The sequence below is a fragment of the Arenimonas sp. genome, from assembly GCF_036275555.1.
Taxonomy (GTDB): Bacteria; Pseudomonadota; Gammaproteobacteria; order Xanthomonadales; family Xanthomonadaceae; genus Arenimonas.
The window spans coordinates 18,041-39,792 of sequence record NZ_DASUDO010000045.1 but is presented as its reverse complement, the minus strand read 5'-3'; the positions used below and the strand labels follow the sequence as shown (position 1 = coordinate 39,792).

Here is a 21,752-nt window from a genome sequence, read left to right as displayed (position 1 = left end):
GCGGCCCCGGGGGTAAGCCTTCCGCGGCCCCGGGCGTCACCGCCCGGCCACGCCCAGCCCCTATAATCACGGCCATGTCCGCCCGCGCCCCCGACCTCGCCCCCGCCCTCCCCGGCATCGCCGACATCCAGGGGCTCGCCGCCGGCGAGATGGAGGCCGTTAACCAGCTGATCCGCAGCCGCCTGGCCTCCGACGTGGCGCTGATCAACCAGATCTCCGAGCACATCATCGCCGCCGGCGGCAAGCGCCTGCGGCCGATGCTGGTGGTGCTGGCGGCCCGCGCCCTGGGCCACGCCGGCCCGGAGCCGCACCAGCTGGCCGCGATCATCGAGTTCATCCACACCTCGACCCTGCTGCACGACGACGTGGTGGATGAATCGGACCTGCGCCGCGGCCGCAAGACCGCCAACGCGCTGTGGGGCAACGCGCCCAGCGTGCTGGTCGGCGATTTCCTGTACTCGCGCAGCTTCCAGCTGATGGTCGGGCTCGATTCCATGCCGATCATGCGGGTGCTGGCCGACACCACCAACCAGATCGCCGAGGGCGAGGTGCTGCAGCTGCTGCACGTGCACAACCCCGACACCGACGAGGCCACCTACCTGCGGGTGATCGAGCGCAAGACGGCGGTGCTGTTCGCGGCCGCCACGCGCCTGGGCGCGCTGCAGGCCGGCGCCGACGCCGCCACGCAGCAGAAGCTGCACGATTTCGGCATGAACCTGGGCCTGGCCTTCCAGATCGCCGACGACGTGCTCGACTACACGGCCGACGCCGAGGCGCTGGGCAAGAACCTCGGCGACGACCTGGCGGAGGGCAAGGCCACGCTGCCGCTGATCCACGCGATGGCGAACGGCGGCGACAAGGTGCGGGCGCGCCTGCGCGCGATCGTCGAATCCGGCGACGCCAGCGCGATGCCCGAGGTGCTGGCCGCGATCGCGCAAACGGGCGGCATCGAGTACAGCCGGGCGCGTGCCGAACACTACGCCGCCCTCGCCGCCCGCGCCCTCGACGCGCTCCCCGCCAGCCCCTGGCGCGACGCCCTCCACGGCCTCGCCCACTACGCCACCGCCCGCAACCATTGATTTTGGCGTGCGCCTTGCGCACGAACCGCCGCACACCGGAGCGTCTCGGCAGCTCCGCCCAGCAACGATAGGGTTCGCCGCCCGCCCTTCAACACGGCGTCCTGCCCATTGAAGGGCGGCCGTTCCGGCCTCCTGCCTCCACTTCGTCGAACCCTATCGTCGCAGGGCGGCGCTCCGACCGTCCGTCGCACACCGGTTCGAGAGCAAGGGCGTAAGAAGAGGCAAGGTCAAAAGCCGGATCAACCGCCGTTGATCCGGCTTCGCCTTTGACCTCGATGCGGTGTGCGACTGGCTTCCGGGGCGACGTCGCACACACACAGGGGTCTCCCGAAGTGGAGGCAGGAGGCCGGAACGGCCGACATCGGTGGTCAGGACGACGCTTCCGAGTCGGGCGGGAGACCCCTGTGTGTGGGCGGCGGCGCTGCCGGGATGGCACGGCGTATCACCCGTCGTGCGCAGGGCGGACGCGCGGGGTGGTAGGCGGTGGGGGGGTGGGGAACGCATAATGGCGGCGCCTTCCCGGGAGCGACCTGATGGCTGAAGCCGTCCGCCACGACAAGACCGCGCGACAGCTCCGCCTCCTTTCGGATGCGCTGGATACTGGCCGCCTGGGTCCGGTGCGACGGCTGGTGAACACGCTGTCGCCGGCCGAGATCGGCAACCTGCTCGAGTCCCTGCCCGCGGCCAAGCGCGGCATCGTGTGGGGGCTGGTCGATCCCGAGGACGACGGCGAGGTGCTGGTGCACGTGGGCGACGACGTCCGCGAGTTCCTGCTGGCCGAGATGGACCCGGACGAAATCGTCGCCGCGGTCGAGGACCTCGACATCGACGACCTGGCCGAGCTGGCCGAGGACCTGCCCGACACCGTCATCGACGAAGTGCTCAAGTCGATGGACCGCGAGAACCGCGAGCGGCTCGAGCAGGTGCTCAGCTACGGCGAGGACACCGCCGGCCGCCTGATGAACCCCGACGTCATCACGGTGCGCACCGACGTCACCGTGGACGTGGTGCTGCGCTACCTGCGCCTGCGCGGCGAGATCCCCGAGCACACCGACCACCTGTTCGTGGTCAGCCGCCGGCACCAGTACCTGGGCCGCGTGGCGATCTCGTCCCTGCTGATCCACGGCGCGGCCACGCCGATCAACGAACTGATCGACGACGAGCAGCCGGCGATCCCGGTGGACACGCCCTCGCACGACGTCGCCAGCCAGTTCTCCGACCACGACTGGATCTCGGCGCCGGTGGTGGACGAAAACAATATCCTGCTGGGCCGCATCACCATCGACGACGTGGTCGACATCATCCGCGAGCACGCCGCGCACCAGGCGCTCGGCGCCGCCGGCCTGGACGAGGACGAGGACCTGTTCAGCCCGGTGCCGCGCGCGGCGCGGCGGCGGGCGATCTGGCTGGGCATCAACCTGGCCACGGCCTTCCTGGCCTCGTGGGTGATCGGGCGCTTCGCCGACACGCTGGAGCAGCTGGTGGCGCTGGCGGTGCTGATGCCGATCGTGGCGAGCATGGGCGGCGTCGCCGGCACGCAGACCCTGACGCTGATGGTGCGCGGCATGGCCCTGGGCCAGGTCGGCAGCGGCAATCTGCGCGCCCTCTTCAGCAAGGAAGTGATGGTCGGCTTCCTCAACGGCCTGGCCTGGGCGCTGGTGGTGGGCTCGGTGTCGGCGCTGTGGTTCAGCGACGCGATGCTGGGCGTCGTGATCGCCGCGGCGATGATGATCAACCTGGTCACCGCGGCACTGGCCGGCGTCGGCGTGCCGCTGCTGCTGCGCCGGATGAACATCGACCCGGCCCTCGCCGGCGGCGTCGTGCTGACCACCGTCACCGACGTGATGGGCTTCTTCTCCTTCCTCGGCCTCGCCACCCTCGTCCTGCTGAACTGACGCTTGGTCAGAGCAAGGGCGGTCTTGACGCGGATTGACGCGGATGAACGCGGATAGAGCAGAAACAACAAAAACTGGATAAAAAAAAGGGGTCAGAGTAAATATTTGCTTGAAACAAATATTTACTCTGACCCCTTTTTTCAGCCCCTTTTTCTCTTTGCTTTATCCGCGCTCATCCGCGTCAATCCGCGTCAAAAAACGCTCTTCCCCCTCCCGAGAGGCATCGGGACTGAAGTCCCTCCTACAGGGCGGGTCGGGGTTTGCCCTGTTCTTCGAGGGTGAGGGCGACCTTGTCGCGGAGGTAGGCGGGTTCGAGGGCGTCGGGAGCAATGGCTTCGCCGCGCCGGTAGGCGGCGGCCGCCAGGCGGGCCAGGTCAGCGGCGCGAGGCAATGCGCTGGCGTCGAAGCCGAGCAGCGAAGCGCCCAGGCGCGTGACCAGGGCCGCGGATTCGGCGCCGTAGCCGGTGCCGACGCCGTGCACCGGCGATGCGGGCAGCGGGGCCTGCGACGGCAGGACGATCCCTTCCGGTGCCGCGGCGTGCACCAGGCCATCCGGGCCGCGCTGGAACTCGCCGAGATAGATCTCGCCCATGCGCGCATCGATCGAAGCCAGGAGGCGGTCGCCCTGCCCCTGCATCGCCAGCACGGCCAGCGTCGACACCGGTAGCACCGGGCGGTCGAGCGCCAGGGCCAGGCCCTGCACGATCGCGATCGCGAGGCGCACGCCGGTGAAGGCGCCGGGGCCGCGGCCGACGGCGATGGCGTCGAGCTGCGACTTGCGCAGGCCCGCCTCCGCCAGCAGCTCGTCGGCCCAGGGGAGCACCAGCTGCGTGTGCCGGCGCGGCGCGAGCTCGTGGCGCTCGCGCACCTCGCCATCCACGTACACGGCGACCGAGCAGGCCTCGGTGCTGGTTTCGATCGCGAGCAGCTTCACGGCAGGGCCTCGTCGGTTTCGGCGTGGCTGGATTGTGCCGCGAAAAAGTCCTGCACGTCGGCCAGCACGCGGGTGCGCGGGAACGGCGGCAGGCTGTCGAGGAACAGGCGGCCGTAGGATTTCGTGACCAGGCGCGGGTCGCACAGCACCAGCACGCCGCGGTCGAGGTGGCTGCGGATCAGGCGGCCGACGCCCTGCTTGAGCGCGATCACGGCCTGCGGCAGCTGCTCGTCGCGGAAGGGATTGCCGCCGGCCCGCCTGACTGCGTCGAGGCGCGCCTCCAGCACCGGGTCATCGGGCGCCGCGAACGGGATGCGGTCGATCACGACCACGCTCAGCGCCTCGCCGGCCACGTCCACGCCTTCCCAGAAGCTGGCGGCGCCCAGCAGCACGCCGTTGCCCGAGGCGCGGAACTGCTCGAGCAGCGTGTTGCGCGGCGCCGTGCCCTGCACGAACAGCGGCCACGGCCCCTCGCGCAGCTGCTCGGCTGCTTCGCGCAGCGCGCGGTGCGAGGTGAACAGCAGGAAGGCGCGGCCCTTCGAGGCTTCCAGCACCGGCCACACCTCGTCCAGCATGGCATTGAGGAACTCGCGGCTGTTGGGTTCGGGCAGGTTGCGCGGCAGGTAGCACAGCGCCTGGTTCGGCCAGTCGAAGGGGCTGGGCTGCAGCAGCTCGCGCGGCGCGTCCAGCCCAAGGCGCTTGCCGATGTGCTGGAAATCGCCGGCCACCGCCATCGTCGCCGAAGTGAAGATCCACGCCGCCCGGCTCTTCTCGCGGTATTCGCGCAGCGGCCCGGACACGTCCAGCGGCGTGCGCTGCAGCGTGAAGCCGCGCGGCGTCAGCTCATACCACCGCACCGCGAAACCCGAAGAAAATGTACCAGGTTCATTTTCTTCGGGGACATTTGCTTCGGGGTGGCGCCAGGCGTGGAGGCGGCGCTGGAGTTCGGCGGCGCGGTCGCCGCAGGCGGCGAAGCCGGGCGAGGCATCGGAGAGGGGCGACAGCGCCTGCTGCAGTTCGGCCAGCGTGTGCTCGAGCAGGTCCATCGCGCCCGGCAGCTTGGGTTGGGCCATCAGCCGCGCCATCGGGCCGCGCTGCGGCAAGCCTTCCATCGCCAGGCGCGCTTCGCGCATCGCCTGCTCGAGGCTGCGCGCGGGGCCCAGCACGCTGGCCAGCGAGGCGGTGACGTGCTTGCACTCGGCCAGGGCATCGCGCGCAAGGTCGGCGAGCTGGCGCGCGCCCAGGCCTTCGCCGAAGAACTGCGCGGCCAGCTCGGGCAGCTGGTGCGCCTCGTCGAGCACGAAGGCGGCGGCGCCCGGCAGGATCTCGCCGAAGCCCTCCTGCTTGATCGCCAGGTCGGCCAGCAGCAGGTGGTGGTTGACCACGACGAGGTCCGCGGCCTGCGCCTGCTGCCGCGCCTTGGCCACGAAGCATTCGCTCCAGAACGGGCACTCGCCGCCCAGGCAGTTGTCGGCGGTGGAGGTGACCTGCGGCCACAGCGGGGAATCTTCGGCGATGTCGGCGAGCTCGGCGAGATCGCCGCGCTGCGTGCGGCCAGCCCAGGCGACCACGCGCTGGAAATCCGAGGCTATTTCACGCGTCAGGAATTTCTCGCCCTTGGCCTGCTGCAGCCGGTACTGGCAAAGGTAGTTCGCGCGCCCCTTGAGCAGCGCGGTCTTGACGCTGGCGCCCAGCGCCTCGCGCACCCGCGGCAGGTCGCGGTGGTAGAGCTGGTCCTGCAGCGCGCGGGTGCCGGTGGAGATGATGGTGCGCTGGCCCGACAGCAAGGCCGGCACCAGGTAGGCGTAGGTCTTGCCGGTGCCGGTGCCAGCCTCGGCGATGAGCGTCGCCCGCGCGTCCATCGCCTGCGCCACGGCGTCCGCAAGCTGGGCCTGGGCTGCGCGCGGCGCATAGCCGGGCAAACCCTCCGCCAGCGGCCCGCCGGGCGCCAGCGCCGCGAGCGTGCGTTCGGCGAGGTCGTCCACCTACATCCGGACCGGCGGCGCCACCGTGCAGGCGTCCACCTGGCGGCGCGCCACGGCGGCGCCATCGGCGTTGCCGGCGAGGCGGCGCGCGTGGTGGATCGTGAGCCAGTTCCGGCGGCACAGGCCGCCCAGCTTCGGGCCGTTCCCGTAGGACTGGTTGGCCAGCGTTTCGGCTTGCGACCAGACCCGGCGCAGCAGCGCCAGCTCGGCCTTCCACTGCAGCAGGTCGGGATCGCCCGGCACCAGCGCCAGCGCCTGGTCCAGCGACGCGGCGGCATCGGCGTACTCGCCCGCGGCCTCCTGCGCCTCGGCGCGGTGGCGCAGGTCCTCGACCTGCGGGTCGCGCAGCGGCTGCACCTCCAGCTCAAGGCCCTGCACGCCGGCCTCGCGCACGCTGGCGACCAGCGCCACCACGTCCGCCTTGGCCTTCTTGCGCGGCGGCGACGTGGTCGTCTCCGCGCCACAGCCCGCCAACAGCACCAACGACACGCCGATCCAAAACCGCTTCATCGCCTCATTCCCCGCGCTCGCGCTCGCGCCGCTCATCGCGGCGCGCGTCGCGCTCGTCGTCATCCCCGCCGAAGCGGAACCAGTCCAGCCAGCTGCGCTTCACGCAGCTCACGTGCTCGGGCGGCAGGTAGCCGGCCACGAACGCATAGCGGCGCGCGCCCTCGCACTCTTCCTCGGTGGTCGCGAACTCGGCCGCGTCCACCCAGCCCCACTCCAACCCGCCCATGCCGACGTCCAGCGGCGCGCTGGGCAGCTTGGTGAACAGGGCCGACCACACCCGCATCGCGCCGGTGGCGCCGTACAGGCCGGTGGGTTCGTTCTGGTCGTTGCCGACCCAGACCACGGCCAGGTGGTCGCCGGTGTAGCCGGCGAACCAGCTGTCGCGGCTGTCGTTGCTGGTGCCGGTCTTGCCGGCCACGCGCAGGCGGCCCAGGCCATCGGACAGCAGGCTGCGGCCGGTGCCGTTGGCCACCGCGTCCTGCAGCGCCAGCGTGACCAGGCGCGCGGCGACCGCGTCGCCTTCCTTCGCCGGCTCGGCGTCGAAATCGTAGCGCTTGATCGCACTGCCGCGCGGATCGACCACGCCGCGCACCGCGCGCAGCGGCTGGATCTCGCCGCCCGAGGCCAGGAACTGGTAGACCTGCGCCATCGCGAACGGGCTGAGGTCGACCGAGCCCAGGATCAGCGACGGATTGGCCGGCGCGCGCAGGCCGGCGAGTACTTTCAGCAGCTCGGCCAGGCGCTCGGGCCCGACGTCCATGCCCACGCGCACCGTGGCCTGGTTGTAGGACCGCGACAGCGCGTCGAGCAGGCTGACCCGGCCGTGGCTGACGCCGTCGGAGTTGCCGGGGTTCCAGGTCTTGCCGTTGGGCAGGGTGATGTTGACGGGCGCGTCGTCCACCGGCGTCGCCAACGACCAGCGGTCGGGCTGCGCCAGCGCCAGCAGGTAGACCATCGGCTTGAGCAGCGAGCCCACCGGGCGCTGGGCCTCGAGCGCGCGGTTGAAGCCGGGCTGGCCCACGGCGCGGTTGCCGACCATCGCCAGCACCTCGCCGGTGCCCGTGTCGGTGACGACCATGCCGGCCTGCAGCGCCGGGCCGTCCTTTTTCTGCACGCGGCCGAGGGTTCCGCTGACCGCCTGTTCGGAAAGTTGCTGGGCCGAGGGCGACAGCGTGGTGAGCACGTTGAGGCCGGCGCCGCGCAGGGCGTCCGCCGGGTAGTCGCGCGCCAGCTGGCGGCGCACCAGGTCCATGAAGGCGGGATAGCGGTTGCTGGCCACGCCGGGGCGGACGCTGGTGCCCAGCGGCGCCTCGCGGGCGCGGCGCGACTGTTCGGCGTCGATCAGGCCCAGTTCGTGCCACACCGACAGCACGAGGTCGCGGCGCTCGCGCGCGACCTCGGGCTTGCGGCGCGGATCGTAGACCGACGGGCCCTTGATCATCGCCACCATCAGCGCCAGTTCCTCGGTGCGCAGGCTGGCCAGCTCGCGCCCGAACCAGAATTCCGCCGCCGCGGCCACGCCGCGGATCGACTGGTTGCCCTGCTGGCCCATGTAGACCTGGTTGAGGTAGGCCTCGAGGATGCGCTGCTTGTCGTAGCGCGCCTCGATGATCAGCGAGTAGGCGATTTCCTTGAACTTGCGGCTCCAGCGCTTCTCACGCGTCAGGAACAGGCTGCGCACCAGCTGCTGGGTCAGCGTGCTGGCGCCCTGCTCGAGTTCGCCCTCGCGCACGTTCACCCACATCGCGCGCAGCATGCCCCAGGGGTCGATGCCGTGGTGGTGCTTGAAATTGCGGTCCTCGACCGCCTGCAGGCCGGTCACCAGCAGCGGCGGCACGTCCTTGAGCTGCACCAGGCGGCGCTCTTCCTGCAGGTTGCCGCCGTAGAGCGTGGCGATGCGGACCGGGTCGAGGCGCGCCGTGCTGGCGGGCTTGCCCGAGGCGCGGTCGGTGGCGCGGGCGACCTGGCCGCCATTGAGCACCACCTCGAGCTTCTGCGCCGGGACCGGGCCGTCCACGTCGGTGAAGGCGCGGGTGGCGATGCGGAAGCGGCTGTCTTCACGCTGGTAGGTGCCGGGCACGTCGCCGCCGGCGTCCTTGCGATAGCCCGAAGCCGCGAGCTCGAGCTCGAGCGTGGCCACGTCCAGGCGCTGGCCCGGCGCCAGCGACAGCGGGCGGGCGTAGACGCGGGTGGGCTCCTGCCAGGCCAGCTGCTCGAACTCGGAGCGGACCTGCTTGTCGAGCACGTAGAACACCGGCACGCCGATGCCCACGGCCAGGCCCAGCGCCAGCAGGGCGCCGCGGACGAGCCAGGTGCGCCAGCGGGGGCGGGCGGTGTCCGGGCCGGATTTTGAGGGGGAAGCGTTACGAGGCACGGACGTGGATAATCCGGAGGTGCGGCGAGTCTAGCAGGCCGACGCACCGCCACCCTTACCGAGACTGAACACAACGCATGGATGCCACTCCCCGCCCGGTCATCAGCGCCTGGGCCGATGCCCCGGCCACGACCGGCGCGCACGGCTGGCCCGACTGGCCGCGCGTGGATGGCGTGGCGCCCTCGCCGCTGGAAGCGCTGGCGAAGGCGCGCGGGCAATTCCCCGGCCGCGACGTGCTGCTGGTGCGCGCCGACGCGTGGCTGCCCGTCGATGCGGGTGCGCGGCTGCAATCGGCGCTGGCCGGCGGCGACTGGGACCTGGTGTCGGCGATCGACGAAGGCTGGCGTTTGTTTGATGCGGCGCTGCCCCCGACGCGCTGCGATGCGCTCGCGTGGAGCCTGGGTGAACACGCATCGTTTGCTTGGGGAGCCTGGTCCACCGTGTGCTCGCTGTGGCGCGGCGAAGCGCTGGCCACGCGCGAACCCGCCGAACCCGACACCCTGAGGCCAGCCCTGCTGCCCTGCTTGTTCGCCGGCGGCCCCGCCTCGGTGCACGCCGGCACCGAACCCGCACCCGTGCTGGCCCTGCGCGAACGCCTGCGCTCAGGCGCGGAATTCGCCGGCGCGGCCTCCGCGCGCCCCGTCCTGCTGCACGCGCTGCACAGCTGGGGCGGCGGCGTCGAACGCTTCGCGCGCGACCTCGCGGCCGGCGACGGCGAGCGCCAGCACCTCCTGCTGCTGGCCCGCGGCGACGACGACGTGGCGCCGTTCGGCCGCCGGCTCTGCCTGCACCTCAATCTCGATGCGCCGCCGGTGCGCACCTGGACGCTGTCGCAGCCCATCCATGACTGCAGCGTGCACTCGCCCGAGCTGCAGGCCGTGCTCGACGAAATCATCCGCGAATGGGGCGTGGGCGCCGTGCTGGTGTCCTCGCTGATCGGCCTGGGCCTGGACCTGATGCGCACGGGCCTGCCGACCGCGGTGTGCACGCACGACCTGTTCCCGCTCTGGCCCCTGCTGCACGACACCCGCGACCCGGCCACCGAACCTTTCGACGTGGCCGCGCTCGACGAGGGCCTGGCGAAGATGGACGACACCTTCCCGTTCCGCGACCGCGACGGCTGCGGATGGATGGCGCTGCGCGCGGCCTTCGTCGGCACGGTGCTGCACCACGGCGTGGGCCTGGTGGCGCCAAGCGAATTCGCGCGGCGCCGCTTCGTGGCGCTGGCCCCGGTACTGGCGCAGGCGCACTGGGACATCGTGCCGCACGGCATCGCCCCGCTGCCGCGCCTGCCGGCGCCGGCGCCGCGGCCCGGCGCGCCGCTGCGCGTGCTGGTGCCGGGCCGCATCCACGGCGAGAAAGGCGAGCGCCTGCTGCAGCCCCTGCTGGCCGACCTGCCGGCGGGCGTCGAGCTGGTGCTGCTCGGCAGCGGCTACCGCGGCGGTACGCTCCGTGGCCGCGACGATGTCACCGTGGTGCTCGACTACGCGCACGCCGAACTCGCCGGCGAAGTGGCGCGGATCGCGCCGGACCTCGCGCTGCTGCCCTCGACCGTGCCGGAAACCTTCAGCTACGTGCTGTCGGAAATGATGGCGCTCGGCCTGCCGGTGCTCAGCACCGCGCCGGGCGCCCCCGCCGACCGCCTGGCCGCACTGGGCCGCGGCTGGGTGCTGCCGCCCGACCCCGCCCGCGTGAACGCGCTGCTGGCCGCGCTGGCCGCCGACCGCGAGCCGCTGGCCCGCGAACGCGCGCTGCCGCCGCCGGCCCATGCCGACCTCGCCGACATGGCCACCGCGTGGCGCCAATGCCTGCCGGTGGCGCCAGCCCCCCTGCGGCTCGCCGCGGCCACGCCCGAGGCGATGCGCCGGGTCACCGCGGAGCAGGTCGCCCGCACGATGGCGCGGCAGCTCGCGCAGGCCCGGCAAGCGCTGGCCAGCCTGCGCGAGGAGACCGAAGCCCGCGCCGAGGCGCTGCACCTCGCCCAGGGCGAGATCGCGGCGCAGCAGGAACGACACCGGCACCTGGCCGAGGAACAGGCCGCCCTCCGGGCGCATGCCGCCGAGCGCGAGCGCGCCGCGGCCGACGCCGAGGCCCGCGCCGGCGCGCACGCCGCCGAATCCGCGGCGCGCGCGCGCGAAGCAGAGCAGCTGGCCGCGACGCTGGCGGCCGCCGAAGCGGAACGCGAGGACCTGCGCGCGGCCCTGCAGCATCGCGCCGACGAACTCGCGCGCGCCGGCGAGGCGCACCAGCTCGAACGCAGCGACCTCCTCCGGCAGCGCGATGTCGCCGTCGGCCAGCGCGACGAGGCGCAGGCCCACCTGGATCGCGTCTTCGCCAGCCGCACCTGGCGCGCCACCGCGCTGCCGCGCAAGGCGCTGGGCGCGCTCGCCAACCAGCGGCTTGCGCTGGCCTACCGCGCGCGCCACCTGCGCATGGTGCTGGGCCGCGTGCTGGCCAGCCTGCGCACGCGCGGCCTCGCCGGCACCTGGCAGCGCGTGCGCGAGCGTCGCGCCGCGCGCGCGCCGCAGCGCACCTCCTTCGCGCCGCCGGCCGCCGACCTGCGCGAGCGGCCGCTGCGGCTGCCACGGGCCGACGCGCCGCGGGCCAGCATCATCGTCCCCGCCTACAACCAGCTCGACTACACGCTGGCCTGCCTGCACGCGCTGGCCGACAGCGGCGACTGCACGCCGTTCGAAGTGATCGTGGTGGACGACACCTCCAGCGACGCGACCGCCGACGTGCTGCCGGGCGTGCCCGGCCTGCGCTACCTGCGCAACGCCCGCAACCTCGGTTTCATCGGCGCCTGCAACGCAGGCGCGGCGCAGGCCCGCGGCGAATTCCTGGTCTTCCTCAACAACGACACCACGGTGCGCCCGGGCTGGCTGGACGCCCTGCTCGACACGTTCGAACGGCATCCGGACACCGGCCTCGCCGGCAGCCAGCTGGTGTATCCCGACGGCCGGCTGCAGGAAGCGGGCGGCATCGTGTTCGCCGACGGCTCGGGCTGGAACTACGGCCGCTTCGACGATCCCGCGCATCCGCGCTATGGCTTCGTGCGCGAAGTCGACTACTGCTCCGGTGCCGCCATCGCGCTGCCGCGCGACCTGTTCACGCGACTGGGCGGCTTCGACGCGCACTACGCACCGGCCTACTACGAAGACACCGACCTGGCCATGCGCGTGCGCGCCGCCGGGCTGAAGGTTCGCTACCAGCCCGCCTCGGTCGTGGTGCACCACGAAGGCATCAGTTCCGGCACCGACCTGGGCTCGGGCGTGAAGCAGCACCAGGTCACCAACCAGGTGAAGTTCCTCGAGCGCTGGCGCGAGGTGCTGGCCCGCGAACACGCGCCGCCCGGCACCGACCCGGTGTCGGCCAGCGAACGCGGTCGCCGCCACCGCGTGCTGGTGCTGGACGCCTGCACGCCGCGGCCCGACCGCGACTCCGGTTCGGTGCGGATGGCCGCCCTGTTGCGCCTGCTCCGGGAGGCGGGCTGCGCGGTCGACTTCTTCAACGAGGACCGCAGCCACGACGACGGCTACACGCGCGAGCTGCAGCAGCTCGGCGTCGCCGCGTGGTGGACGCCGCACCTTGCCGACGTGCCGCGCTGGCTGCGGCAGGAGGGCCCGCGCTTCGATCTGGTGATCGCCAGCCGCCACTACGTGCTCTCGCCGCTGCTGCCGCTGCTGCGCCGGCACGCGCCGCGGGCGCGCGTGGTGTTCGACACGGTCGACCTGCACTACCTGCGCGAGCAGCGCGAGGCCGAGGTCGCCGGCGACGAGGCCCACCGCCGCGCCGCCGCGCGCACGCGCGAAGCCGAACTGGCGCTGGTCGCCCGCAGCGACGCGACCTGGGTGGTGAGCGCGGCCGAGAAGACCCTGCTGGAGGCCGAAGTGCCGGGCGCGAAGGTCGCGGTGGTCTCCAACATCCACGAAGTGGCCGATCGCGGGCCGCCGTTCGCGGCGCGACAGGGCCTGCTGTTCGTCGGCAGCTACCGCCATCCGCCGAACGTGGACGCGGCGCAGTGGCTTGCCGACGAGATCCTGCCGCGCATCCACGCGCGCCTGCCCGGGGTCGTGCTGCATCTGGTCGGCGGCGATGCGCCGGCCGAGGTGGCCGCGCTGGGCGAGCGCCCCGGCCTCCGCTTCCACGGCCACGTGCCGGACCTGCTGCCTCTGCTCGAGGGCGCGCGCATTTCGGTGGCGCCGCTGCGTTACGGCGCGGGCGTCAAGGGCAAGGTGAACCAGGCGCTGGCCCACGGCCTGCCGGTGGTAGCCACCACCTGCGCGGTCGAGGGCATGTTCCTGCAGGACGGCCGCGACGTGCTGGTGGCCGACGACGCGGACGCGTTCGCGGCGGCAGTGGTGCGCCTGCACGAGGACGCCGCGCTGTGGGAGCAGCTGTCGCAGGGCGGCCAGGACAACACGCGCCGCCACTTCTCCAGCGAGGCCGTGCGCGACACCCTGCGCACGCTGCTGGCCTCGCTGCCGCCGCGCTAACCGCCCGCGCGGGCCAGGCGTTCCGACATCGCGCCGAGGCCCGGATGGCCCGGATCCACGGCCTGCGCCGATTGCAGGGCGCGGCGCGCCAGCGCCAGTTCGTTCGCCCCCAGGCGCTCGTCGGCGAAGGCCAGCCAACGGTCGGCCAGACGCCGGCGATCCGTGGCCAGGGCGTCACCGCCGCGCTGGCGTGCCGCGCGGGCATCCAGGCAGGCCTGCGCCGCCGACAGGCGATTGCCGGCCAGTTCGTCTTCGAAGCAGGCGCGCGCGCGGCGGTCGTATTCGGCCTGGGCATCGCGCAGGTCGGCGCTGCCGGGTTCGATGGCGGCGGCCTGGCGCAGGAAATCCCAGGCGGCTTCGCCGGGGGGATCGATCAGGTCGCCGCGGCGCATCGCGGCGCGCGCGCGCTCGAGCAGGGCGCGCAGGCGGTCCGGATCGGCCTCGGACGGCGGCGGCAGCGCGTCGCGCGCGGCGCGCGCCTCGGCAATGCGGATCGCCGCCGCCTCCACGTCCGCGGACTCCGGCGCCCAGGTGCGCGCCAAGGCCAGCGACGCTTCCGCCGCTTCGAAATCGAAATCGGCGGCCTCGCGGCGCGCGCGCGCCGCCAGCGCCGCGGCGGCGTCCTGCAGGCCCTGGCGCGCCTCGACCGCATCGGGCTCGCTGGCCTGCAGCTGCCGGTAACCGGCGGCCGCGGCGTCGAGGCGACCGGCGCGCAGGTCGGCCGTGGCCGCGGCGAGGATCGCCTCGCGCTGGCGCTGGCGCTGCTGCTGCACCTCGCCCAGCCGCGCCTGCAGCGCGGGCAGGCCGAGGTGGCTGGGGTCGGCTTCCACCACGCGCGCCACCAGCGCCAGCGCGGCGTCGTGCTCGCCGCGGGCCAGCGCGGCCTCGGCGTCGCGCAGCAGGCCGGCCAGGATCTCGCGGCGTCCCTCGAGCGCGAGCGCGTTGTCCGGCTGGCGCCGCAGCACGTCGGAATAAAGCGCCAGCGCGCCGTTGGGCACCTGTTCGATCTGGCCGGCGGCCTGCGCCTCGCGGGCGCGGCCCAGCAGGTCGGCGATGTCGGCGCCGGTGCTCTGCAGGCGCTGCAGCTCGAGTTCGAGCAGGGACAGATCGGCCGCTGGCGCGGCCATCGTGCGCGCAAGCGACAGGCGCTGCGCGGCGGTCTCGGTGTCGCCGGCCGCGAGCGCGGCGCGGGCCTGGGCCACGGCCGCGTCGCGCACGGCATTCATGCCGGCGCGGGCCGCGGGATGGTCGGGGTCGCGGGCCAGCACGGCCTGGAACTGCTCGCGCGCGCCGCGGCCGTCGGCGCGCGTCAGGTCACCGCGGGCCAGGGCCTGCTGCGCCGCTTCAATCTCGCGGTTGATCGCGGATTCGGGCACAAGCCGGCGGCCGATCTGGTCGCGCCACTGGCCCAGCGCCACCGCCAGCGCGCCGCCGATCACGGCCAGGGCCAGCAGCACCCACGGCCAGCGACGCGGGCGCCGCGCCGCGCGGGCGTGCGGCTGAGCGGGCGATGCGGGCGGCACCCGGCGCGCCGGGCCGCCCAGGTCGAGCTGGTCCAGCGAGCCCAGGGCCGGGGTCTGGCCGGGGTCGACGCGGCGGTCGGTCATGGCGTCGGGGTCTTCGTCATGCCGGCAGGATAGCAGCGCTCCCTGAACGCCAACCCGGCCCGGGCCGGGTCCGGAACGCGACCCCGACCGGGCTAGCCGAGGCGGCGGGCGTCCTGCACGCCGGGGATGGCGCTGAGGCGGCCCAGCACTTCGCTGAGCTGGCCGAAGTCGGCCACGCGCACGGCCAGGCGCAGTTCGGCCAGGCCCTGCGCTTCGTCCACGCGCGACTGGATGCCGAGGATGTTCACGCCCAGCTGGGCGATCACGTTGGTGAGGTCCTTCAGCAGCCATTTGCGGTCGAAGGCGTGCAGCACGATGTCCACCTCGTAGCTCGAGGCGCGCGCGCCGCCCCACTCCACCGGCAGGAAGCGATCGGGCTGTCGCGCGAGCAGGCGCTGCGCCGCCGGGCAGCCCTCGCGGTGGATGCTGACGCCGCGACCGCGCGTCAGGTAGCCCACGATCGGATCGCCCGGCACCGGCTGGCAGCAGCGCGCGATCTGGCTGAGCAGGTTGCCCACGCCCTCCACGGTGAAGGGCGCCTTGCCGATCGGCGCGTGCGCGCGCCGCGACACCAGCGCGGCGGGCTCGGGCGGCGCCTTGAGCGCCTGCGCGTGGTCGTGCAGCGCGCGGCTGACCTGGCTCGGGCCGAGGTCGCCGAGCGCCAGCGCGAGATGCAGGTCGTCGACCGTGTCGAGCCGGAACTTCGCCAGCACCGGCGCGAGGTCGGCGTGCATCATCGCGACGCGGCGAAGCTCCTTCTCCAGCAGCTCCTTGCCGGCCTGCAGGTTGCGGCTGCGGTCGATGCGGTGGAACCAGGCGCGCACCTTGTCGCGGGCGCGGCTGGTGGCCAGGAAGGCGTGGCTGGCCATCAGCCAGTCGCGGCGCGGCTCGGCGGTCTTGGCGGTGAGGATCTCGACGCGGTCGCCGGTGGCCGGCGCGTGGTCCAGCGGCACGATGCGGCCGTTGACCTTGGCGCCGCGGCAGCGGTGGCCGACCTCGGTGTGCACGGCGTAGGCGAAGTCGAGCACGGTGGCGCCGCGCGGCAGGTCGATCACTTCGCCGCGCGGCGTCAGCACGTAGACCCGGTCCTCCACGAGCTCGGTGGAGAAGCCGGCCAGCAGCGCGTCCTCGCCTTCGTCGCGGGCCTCGAGCAGCTGGCGCATCCACGCCACCTTGCGTTCGAAGCTGGCGTCGGCGCCGCCGCCCTCCTTGTAGCGCCAGTGCGCGGCGACGCCGAGCTCGGCGTGCTCGTGCATCTGGTGCGTGCGGATCTGCACTTCCAGCGTGCGGCCGCCCGGGCCGATCACCGCGGTGTGCAGCGAGCGGTAGTCGTTGCCCTTCGGGTGCGCGATGTAGTCGTCGAACTCGGACGGGATCGAGGGCCAGAGCTGGTGCACCAGGCCGAGCGCGGCATAGCAGGCGGGGATGTCGTCGACCAGCACCCGCACCGCGCGGATGTCGTAGAGCTCGCTGAAGGGCACGCCCTTGCGCTGCATCTTCTTCCAGATGCTGTAGATGTGCTTGGGGCGGCCGGCGACGTCGGCGGCGATGCCGGCCTCGGCCAGCGCGGCGCGGATGCGCGCCATTGCGTCCTCGATGAAGCGCTCGCGGTCGCCGCGCTTCTCGTCGAGCAGGCGGGCGATGCGCTGGTAGGTCTCGGGCTGCAGCCAGCGGAAGGCGAGGTCCTCGAGCTCCCACTTGAGCTGCCAGATGCCGAGGCGGTTGGCGAGCGGCGCGTAGATGTCGGAGGTGAGTTCGGCCAGTGCGTGGCGCGCCTCGTGCTCAAGCGTGCCGGCCTCGCGCAGGCGCACCAGCTGGATGGCCAGCAGCACCAGCACCGCGCGCAGGTCGCGCACCAGGGCCAGCAGCAGGCGGCGCAGGCCTTCGGCGCTGCCCTTGCCCTGGCGCTGGTGGTGCAGTGCGCGCACCTGGTCGGCGGCGGCCAGGCCTTCGAGCAGCGGCGGCAGGCGCGGTCCCAGCGCCTCGGCGGCGACGCCCGCGCGCAGCGCGGGCCACAGGTGCAGCGCGGCCGCCGCCAGCACCTCGGGGTCGGCGCGCAGCGGCTGCAGCACGGCGAGCACGTGCACGGCCAGGGTTTCCTCGGGCGCGCGCGGCAGCGCGGCGGCCGCGTCCCGCAGCGCCGCCAGCAGCGGGGCGTGGGCGGCGGGGGTGGCGAGCCAGTCGTGGAGGCGGGGCGTGGCGCGGGGCGGCGTCAAGGCTAGAATCCGGGGAGGTCCCGCCCAGTCTAACCAGCTACGGAAGCCACGCCATGCGCCTGCCCCTCCTGCTTGCCTGCCTGCTGCTCGCCGCGTCCTCCGTGCACGCTTCCGACGGCGCGCCGCTGCGCCAGCGCATGACCGCCGAGGAGTTCCGGGCCGCGGGCCTGGAGAAACTCAGCGCCGATGAACTTGCGCGCCTCGACGCGTGGCTGGCCGCGCAGGATGCCTCGCCCGCGGGCGCCGCGGCGCCTGCGCCCGCCGAGGACCGCCGCGGCCTGCCGGCGCCCGTGGCCACCGACGACAGCGACATCGTCTCGCGCATCCCCGGCAACTTCCGCGGCTGGAGCGGCGCCGGCGAAGTGATCACGCTGGCGAACGGGCAGCGCTGGCGCATCGTCCAGACCTCGGGCGCGCTGGTGGTGAACGTCACTGACCCCGTGGCCACCATCTCGCCGGCGGCCTTTGGCTCCTGGAGCCTGCGGATCGAGGGCTACAACGCCCGCGCCAAGGTCAGGCGGGTCGAGTAAGCGCCTCGAGCTGTCGCGCGAGGCGCTTGGCGGAGACCTGGCGCTTGGTGCCCAGCTCCTGCGCGAACACAGACACGCGCAACTCCTCGAGGTCCCAGCGCAGCTCCTGCCAGCCGAGCTCCTGGGCGCGGCCGGTCTTCCGGGCCTGCAGCAGCGCGTCGTGGAAGGGCTTGAGCTCGAGCATGCGGGCCTGGTCGCGCTGCGGGTCGCGCAGGGCGCGCTCGGCGCGCAGCGAGAGGGCCTTGAGGTAGCGCGGGTATTCGGCCAGCAGGCCCGCGGGCGTGTCGCGTAGGAAGCCCGGCGGCACCAGGCCCGCCAGCTGCGCCTTGAGGTCGTCGAGGTTGCCGCTGGCCCAGCCCAGCAGCGGTGACTCCAGCCGTGGCTTGAGTTCGGCGACGCCGCCGAGGATGGCTTCGGCCAGCTGCAGGCGCGACATGGCCTCGGCGAACAGGCGCTTGCCGGCGCCGTCGAGCAGGCGGCGGAAGGCGTCGGCGTCGCGTACGCCGGCGAAGTCGCCTTCGAGCACGGCATTGAGCGCGGCCTGGGCCAGGTCGGTGCGCAGGTGCTCGTGCGCGGGCGCCTGGCCCGGGGCCTGGCTGAAGCCTTCGATGGCGGCGTAGAGCAGCGCCAGCTTGGGCGACACCGGCAGCTGCTTGCGGGCCTGCCGCTGCTTGTCGGCCAGGGCGAGCGCGGCCAGTCGGCGGACGCCGGCATCGTGCTCGCGCGCGGCTTCGTGCGCATCGGCGAACACGCTGAGCGCGACGGTGTCGCCCTGGTCCACCAGCGCCGGGTAGGCCGGCACGCCGGCGGCGCCGGGGACTTCGCGCGGCACGGGCGCGTCGGGGAAGGCCGTGAGGCCATCGCGGGCGAGGTCTTCGCCGGCGCGCTCGGCGAAGGCGCGCTCGGCGTCGCTGCCGAAGCGCGCCCGCAGTTCGGCGAGGTCGCGCGACTGCGCCAGCACGCGGCCGTCGCGCTCGGCCAGGCGCAGGTTCATGCGCAGGTGGGGCTCGAGCGCGGCTTCGTCGAAATCCAGCGCCGCGACCGGCGCGCCGGTGGCGCGGGTGAGGAAGTGCGCGAGGCTGCCGGCCAGGCTGTCGGCCTCGGGCTTCGGGTGCGCCTCGGCGAAGGCACGGGCGAAATCCGGCGCGGGCACGTAGTTGCGCCGCAGCGCCTTGGGCAGCCCGCGGATCAGGGCGGTGGCCTTTTCCTCGACCAGGCCAGGCACCAGCCAGCCCAGGCGCGTCGGGTCGATCGCCATCAGCAGGTGCAGCGGCAGGTCGAGGGTGACGCCGTCCTCGGCGTGGCCCGGCTCGAAGCGGTAGTGCAGCGCGAGGCGGGCGTCGCCGAGCGCGAAGTATTTCGGGAAGCGCTCGGCCTCGCTGCCTTCGCCCGGCAGCAGGTCGGCCAGCGACCACTCGAGCGACTTCTTCTGCTCGGGCGGGAGCTTGCCGTACCAGCTGTCGAGCCCGGCGACCGAGTTGAGCTCCGGCGGCAGCCGGTCGAGGTACCAGCGCGCCTGCCAGTCCTCGTCGGCGACCAGGCCGGCGCGGCGCAGCTTGGCCTCCTCCTCGCGCGCCTTCTCGAGCGTGGCGAGGTTTCGCTTGAGGAAGGGGCTGCGGGTGTCCACCTCGCCCGGCACCAGGCCCTGGCGCACGAAGATCTCGCGCGATTCGGCCGGGTACAGGCCGCCGTAGTGCACCGGCTTCTTGGGCGCCAGCACCAGGCCGAACAGCGAAACCTGCTCGCTGCCGATGACGCGGCCCTGGCGCCGCGACCAGTGCGGGTCGAAATGCTTGCGCGCCAGCAGGTGCGGCAGCTCGGCGATCACCCAGTCGGGCTCGATGCGCGCCGCGGTCATGCCCCAGACCTTCTGCGTGTCGAGCAAGGTTGCCACCAGCACCCAGGCGGGCGGGAGCTTACTCAGCGACGATCCCGGGAACAGCGAGAACTTGCGCTGGCGCGGCGCATCGTAAAGCCCTCTCTCGCTGCGGTGGCCGATCTGCGACGGAAGCCCGGCGATCAGTGCGCGGTGGAGGGCCTGGTTGGCCTGGACTGCTTCGCGGGAAGCCGTACCAGGTTCATTTTTCCGGAGCGGGCCCTGGCCATTACCGGGCCGATCTCCGGAAAAATGAACCTGGTACGACTTTTGGTTCGTTGCATCCGGCCACAGCTCCTCGCAGGCCAGCAGCAGCTGGCGGTGCAGTTCGCGCCACTCGCGCATGCGCAGGAAGGCGAGGTAGCGGCGCTCGCACCAATCGCGCAGCTTCGACTGCATCAGCTCCTCGTGCGCCGCGTGGTGGGCCCGCCAGAGCTTGAGGATGCCGACGAACTCGGAGTTCGGATCGGTGAACTCGGCGTGCGCGTTGTCGGCCTTTTCGCGGGCGTCGGCGGGGCGCTCGCGCGGGTCCTGGATGCCGAGGAAGGACGTGATCACGGTCATGTCCGCCAGGCAGCCCAGCGCCCTCGCCGCGACCAGCATGCGCGCCAGCTTCACGTCCACCGGCAGGCGCGCCATCTCGCGGCCGATGGCGGTGAGCTGGCGCTGCTCGTCCACCGCGCCCAGCTCCAGCAGCGTCTGCCAGCCGTCGGCGATGGCGCGCGAATCGGGCGCGTCGATGAAGGGGAAGTCTTCCACCCGGCCCAGCCCCAGCGTCAGCATGCGCAGGATCACGCCGGCCAGCGAGGCGCGCAGGATCTCCGGGTCGGTGTAGCGCGGGCGGGATTCGAAATCGTCCTGCGAGTACAGCCGGTAGCAGATGCCCGCGGCGATGCGGCCGCAGCGGCCCTTGCGCTGGTCGGCGCTGGCCTGGCTGATCGGCTCGATGTGCAGGCGGTCGAGCTTGCCGCGCGGGCTGTAGCGCTTCACGCGCGCCACGCCGGGGTCGATCACGTAGCGGATGCGCGGCACCGTCAGCGAGGTCTCGGCGACGTTGGTGGCCAGCACGATGCGCCGGCCCGGCCCGGGATTGAAGACCTTGTCCTGGTCCTTCACCGACAGCCGCGCGTACAGCGGGATGACTTCGGTGCTGCGGTACTTGCGGCGATTGAGCGCGGCGTGCGCGTCGCGGATCTCGCGCTCGCCCGGCAGGAAGACGAGGACGTCGCCCTGCGGGTCTTCGCGGGTGATTTCATCCGCTGCCGCAACGATCGCCTCCGCCAGCGGCCTATCGCGAGGAAGCGCGGGGTCCGGTTCCCTTTTCCTGCCCGGCCGCGGCGGTTTGGCCGCGGCGCTGCCGGAGAAGGCAACCGGATCCCGTTCTTCCTGCGCCTCGTCGTCGCCCGGCCGATACCTCACCTCCACCGGGAAACTGCGCCCCTCGACGCTCACCACCGGCGCCCCGTCGAAGTGCTTCGCGAACCGCTCGGTGTCGATCGTGGCCGAGGTGATCACCAGCTTCAGGTCCGGCCGCTTGCGCACCAGCTGCTTGAGGTAACCGAGCAGGAAGTCGATGTTGAGGCTGCGCTCGTGCGCTTCGTCGACGATGATCGTGTCGTACTTCGACAGCCAGCGGTCGGACTGGATCTCGGCCAGCAGGATGCCGTCGGTCATGAACTTGACGAAGGTGTTGTCGCCCACGTTCTCGGTGAAGCGCACCTGGTAACCGACCGCGCCGCCCATCGGCGACTGCAGCTCCTCGGCCACGCGCCGCGCCACGGCACGGGCGGCGATGCGGCGCGGCTGGGTGCAGCCGATCATGCCGGCGCGGCCGCGGCCCGCGGCCAGGCAGATCTTGGGCAGCTGGGTGGTCTTGCCCGAACCGGTCTCGCCCGCGACCACCACCACCGGGTGCCTGCGGATCAGCCCGACCAGCGTGTCCGCCTCGCGCGCCACCGGCAGGCTGTCGTCGAAGCTGGGCGTGGGCGCCTGCGCATCGCGCTGCTCGCGCGCGGCGACGGACGCGGCCAGCGCCTGCTCATAGGCGGCGCGGCGCGCGGCATCCTCGGGCGCCTTCCGCCACTGACCCAGCAGGCGCAGCAGCCGCCCGCGGTCGCGCGTGAGCGCGGCGTGGTCGGGGAAGGCGGGGATCGGCGGCGCGGCGGGCGTCATGGGCGGCCATTGTAGCCACCGGGCGCGGGTTCATCCCCGCTAAATGCGCTGCGGCGTATCATCGCGGCGTCCCCAAGC

The 21,752-nt window shown here is 73.0% G+C and carries 11 protein-coding genes and 1 pseudogene; 5 read left to right on the top strand and 7 right to left on the bottom strand.

Annotated features, from left to right (window positions below; all coding sequences use genetic code 11):
- Positions 1 to 74: 74 nt before the first annotated feature.
- Together VFV21_RS11965 and mgtE are read left to right on the top strand one after the other, a co-directional pair.
- Complete coding sequence (locus VFV21_RS11965) at positions 75 to 1,079, top strand: polyprenyl synthetase family protein (RefSeq protein ID WP_329669649.1); 1,005 nt, start codon at positions 75 to 77, stop codon at positions 1,077 to 1,079.
- 533 nt (positions 1,080 to 1,612) lie between these two features.
- Positions 1,613 to 2,974, top strand: a complete 1,362-nt coding sequence (gene mgtE, locus VFV21_RS11960) for a magnesium transporter (RefSeq protein WP_329669648.1) — start codon at positions 1,613 to 1,615, stop codon at positions 2,972 to 2,974.
- A 241-nt stretch (positions 2,975 to 3,215) separates the two neighbouring features.
- Here mgtE and tsaB read toward each other — a convergent pair whose 3' ends face one another.
- Genes tsaB through mrcB form a run of 4 tightly spaced genes read right to left on the bottom strand, consistent with a single transcriptional unit; the run spans position 3,216 to position 8,777 of the window.
- On the bottom strand, positions 3,216 to 3,908 hold the full coding sequence (gene tsaB, locus VFV21_RS11955) for a tRNA (adenosine(37)-N6)-threonylcarbamoyltransferase complex dimerization subunit type 1 TsaB (RefSeq protein WP_329669647.1): 693 nt from the start codon (positions 3,906 to 3,908) through the stop codon (positions 3,216 to 3,218).
- Positions 3,905 to 5,893, bottom strand: coding sequence for an ATP-dependent DNA helicase (locus VFV21_RS11950; RefSeq protein ID WP_329669646.1), 1,989 nt, complete (start codon positions 5,891 to 5,893; stop codon positions 3,905 to 3,907). The genes tsaB and VFV21_RS11950 overlap by 4 nt, the downstream gene beginning before the upstream one ends.
- A complete protein-coding gene (locus tag VFV21_RS11945) occupies positions 5,894 to 6,403 on the bottom strand; it encodes a tetratricopeptide repeat protein (protein WP_329669645.1) in 510 nt (169 codons plus the stop codon).
- 4 nt (positions 6,404 to 6,407) lie between these two features.
- Positions 6,408 to 8,777 (bottom strand): penicillin-binding protein 1B, encoded by a 2,370-nt coding sequence (mrcB, locus tag VFV21_RS11940; protein ID WP_329669644.1) that lies wholly within the window; start codon positions 8,775 to 8,777, stop codon positions 6,408 to 6,410.
- Positions 8,778 to 8,854: 77 nt separating this feature from the next.
- Between mrcB and VFV21_RS11935 the strand changes: the two are divergent.
- Positions 8,855 to 10,495 (top strand): annotated as a pseudogene (locus VFV21_RS11935) (glycosyltransferase); the annotation flags it as partial.
- A 714-nt stretch (positions 10,496 to 11,209) separates the two neighbouring features.
- Positions 11,210 to 13,273, top strand: coding sequence for a glycosyltransferase (locus VFV21_RS11930; protein ID WP_329669688.1), 2,064 nt, complete (start codon positions 11,210 to 11,212; stop codon positions 13,271 to 13,273).
- Here the strand turns inward: VFV21_RS11930 and VFV21_RS11925 are convergent.
- Both VFV21_RS11925 and VFV21_RS11920 read right to left on the bottom strand, forming a co-directional pair.
- Positions 13,270 to 14,880 (bottom strand): hypothetical protein, encoded by a 1,611-nt coding sequence (locus VFV21_RS11925; RefSeq protein WP_329669643.1) that lies wholly within the window; start codon positions 14,878 to 14,880, stop codon positions 13,270 to 13,272. The two genes, VFV21_RS11930 and VFV21_RS11925, sit on opposite strands and share 4 nt — an antisense overlap.
- Before the next feature lie 92 nt (positions 14,881 to 14,972).
- On the bottom strand, positions 14,973 to 17,096 hold the full coding sequence (locus tag VFV21_RS11920) for a bifunctional (p)ppGpp synthetase/guanosine-3',5'-bis(diphosphate) 3'-pyrophosphohydrolase (protein ID WP_329669642.1): 2,124 nt from the start codon (positions 17,094 to 17,096) through the stop codon (positions 14,973 to 14,975).
- A 53-nt stretch (positions 17,097 to 17,149) separates the two neighbouring features.
- On the opposite strand from VFV21_RS11920, the gene VFV21_RS11915 reads away from it, so the two are divergent.
- On the top strand, positions 17,150 to 17,626 hold the full coding sequence (locus tag VFV21_RS11915; protein ID WP_329669641.1) for a hypothetical protein: 477 nt from the start codon (positions 17,150 to 17,152) through the stop codon (positions 17,624 to 17,626).
- On the opposite strand, the gene hrpA is transcribed toward VFV21_RS11915, so the two are convergent.
- Positions 17,610 to 21,674 (bottom strand): ATP-dependent RNA helicase HrpA, encoded by a 4,065-nt coding sequence (hrpA, locus tag VFV21_RS11910; RefSeq protein ID WP_329669640.1) that lies wholly within the window; start codon positions 21,672 to 21,674, stop codon positions 17,610 to 17,612. The two genes, VFV21_RS11915 and hrpA, sit on opposite strands and share 17 nt — an antisense overlap.
- Positions 21,675 to 21,752 lie beyond the last annotated feature (78 nt).

What these genes read in the sequence shown, in the direction of transcription:
- VFV21_RS11930 (WP_329669688.1), top strand. Translation starts at nt 11,210, where the DNA reads ATGGTGCTGGGCCGCGTGCTGGCCAGCCTGCGCACGCGCGGCCTCGCC.
- VFV21_RS11925 (WP_329669643.1), bottom strand. Translation starts at nt 14,880, where the DNA reads ATGACCGACCGCCGCGTCGACCCCGGCCAGACCCCGGCCCTGGGCTCG.
- VFV21_RS11915 (WP_329669641.1), top strand. Translation starts at nt 17,150, where the DNA reads ATGCGCCTGCCCCTCCTGCTTGCCTGCCTGCTGCTCGCCGCGTCCTCC.
- mgtE (WP_329669648.1), top strand. Translation starts at nt 1,613, where the DNA reads ATGGCTGAAGCCGTCCGCCACGACAAGACCGCGCGACAGCTCCGCCTC.
- VFV21_RS11965 (WP_329669649.1), top strand. Translation starts at nt 75, where the DNA reads ATGTCCGCCCGCGCCCCCGACCTCGCCCCCGCCCTCCCCGGCATCGCC.
- hrpA (WP_329669640.1), bottom strand. Translation starts at nt 21,674, where the DNA reads ATGACGCCCGCCGCGCCGCCGATCCCCGCCTTCCCCGACCACGCCGCG.
- VFV21_RS11945 (WP_329669645.1), bottom strand. Translation starts at nt 6,403, where the DNA reads ATGAAGCGGTTTTGGATCGGCGTGTCGTTGGTGCTGTTGGCGGGCTGT.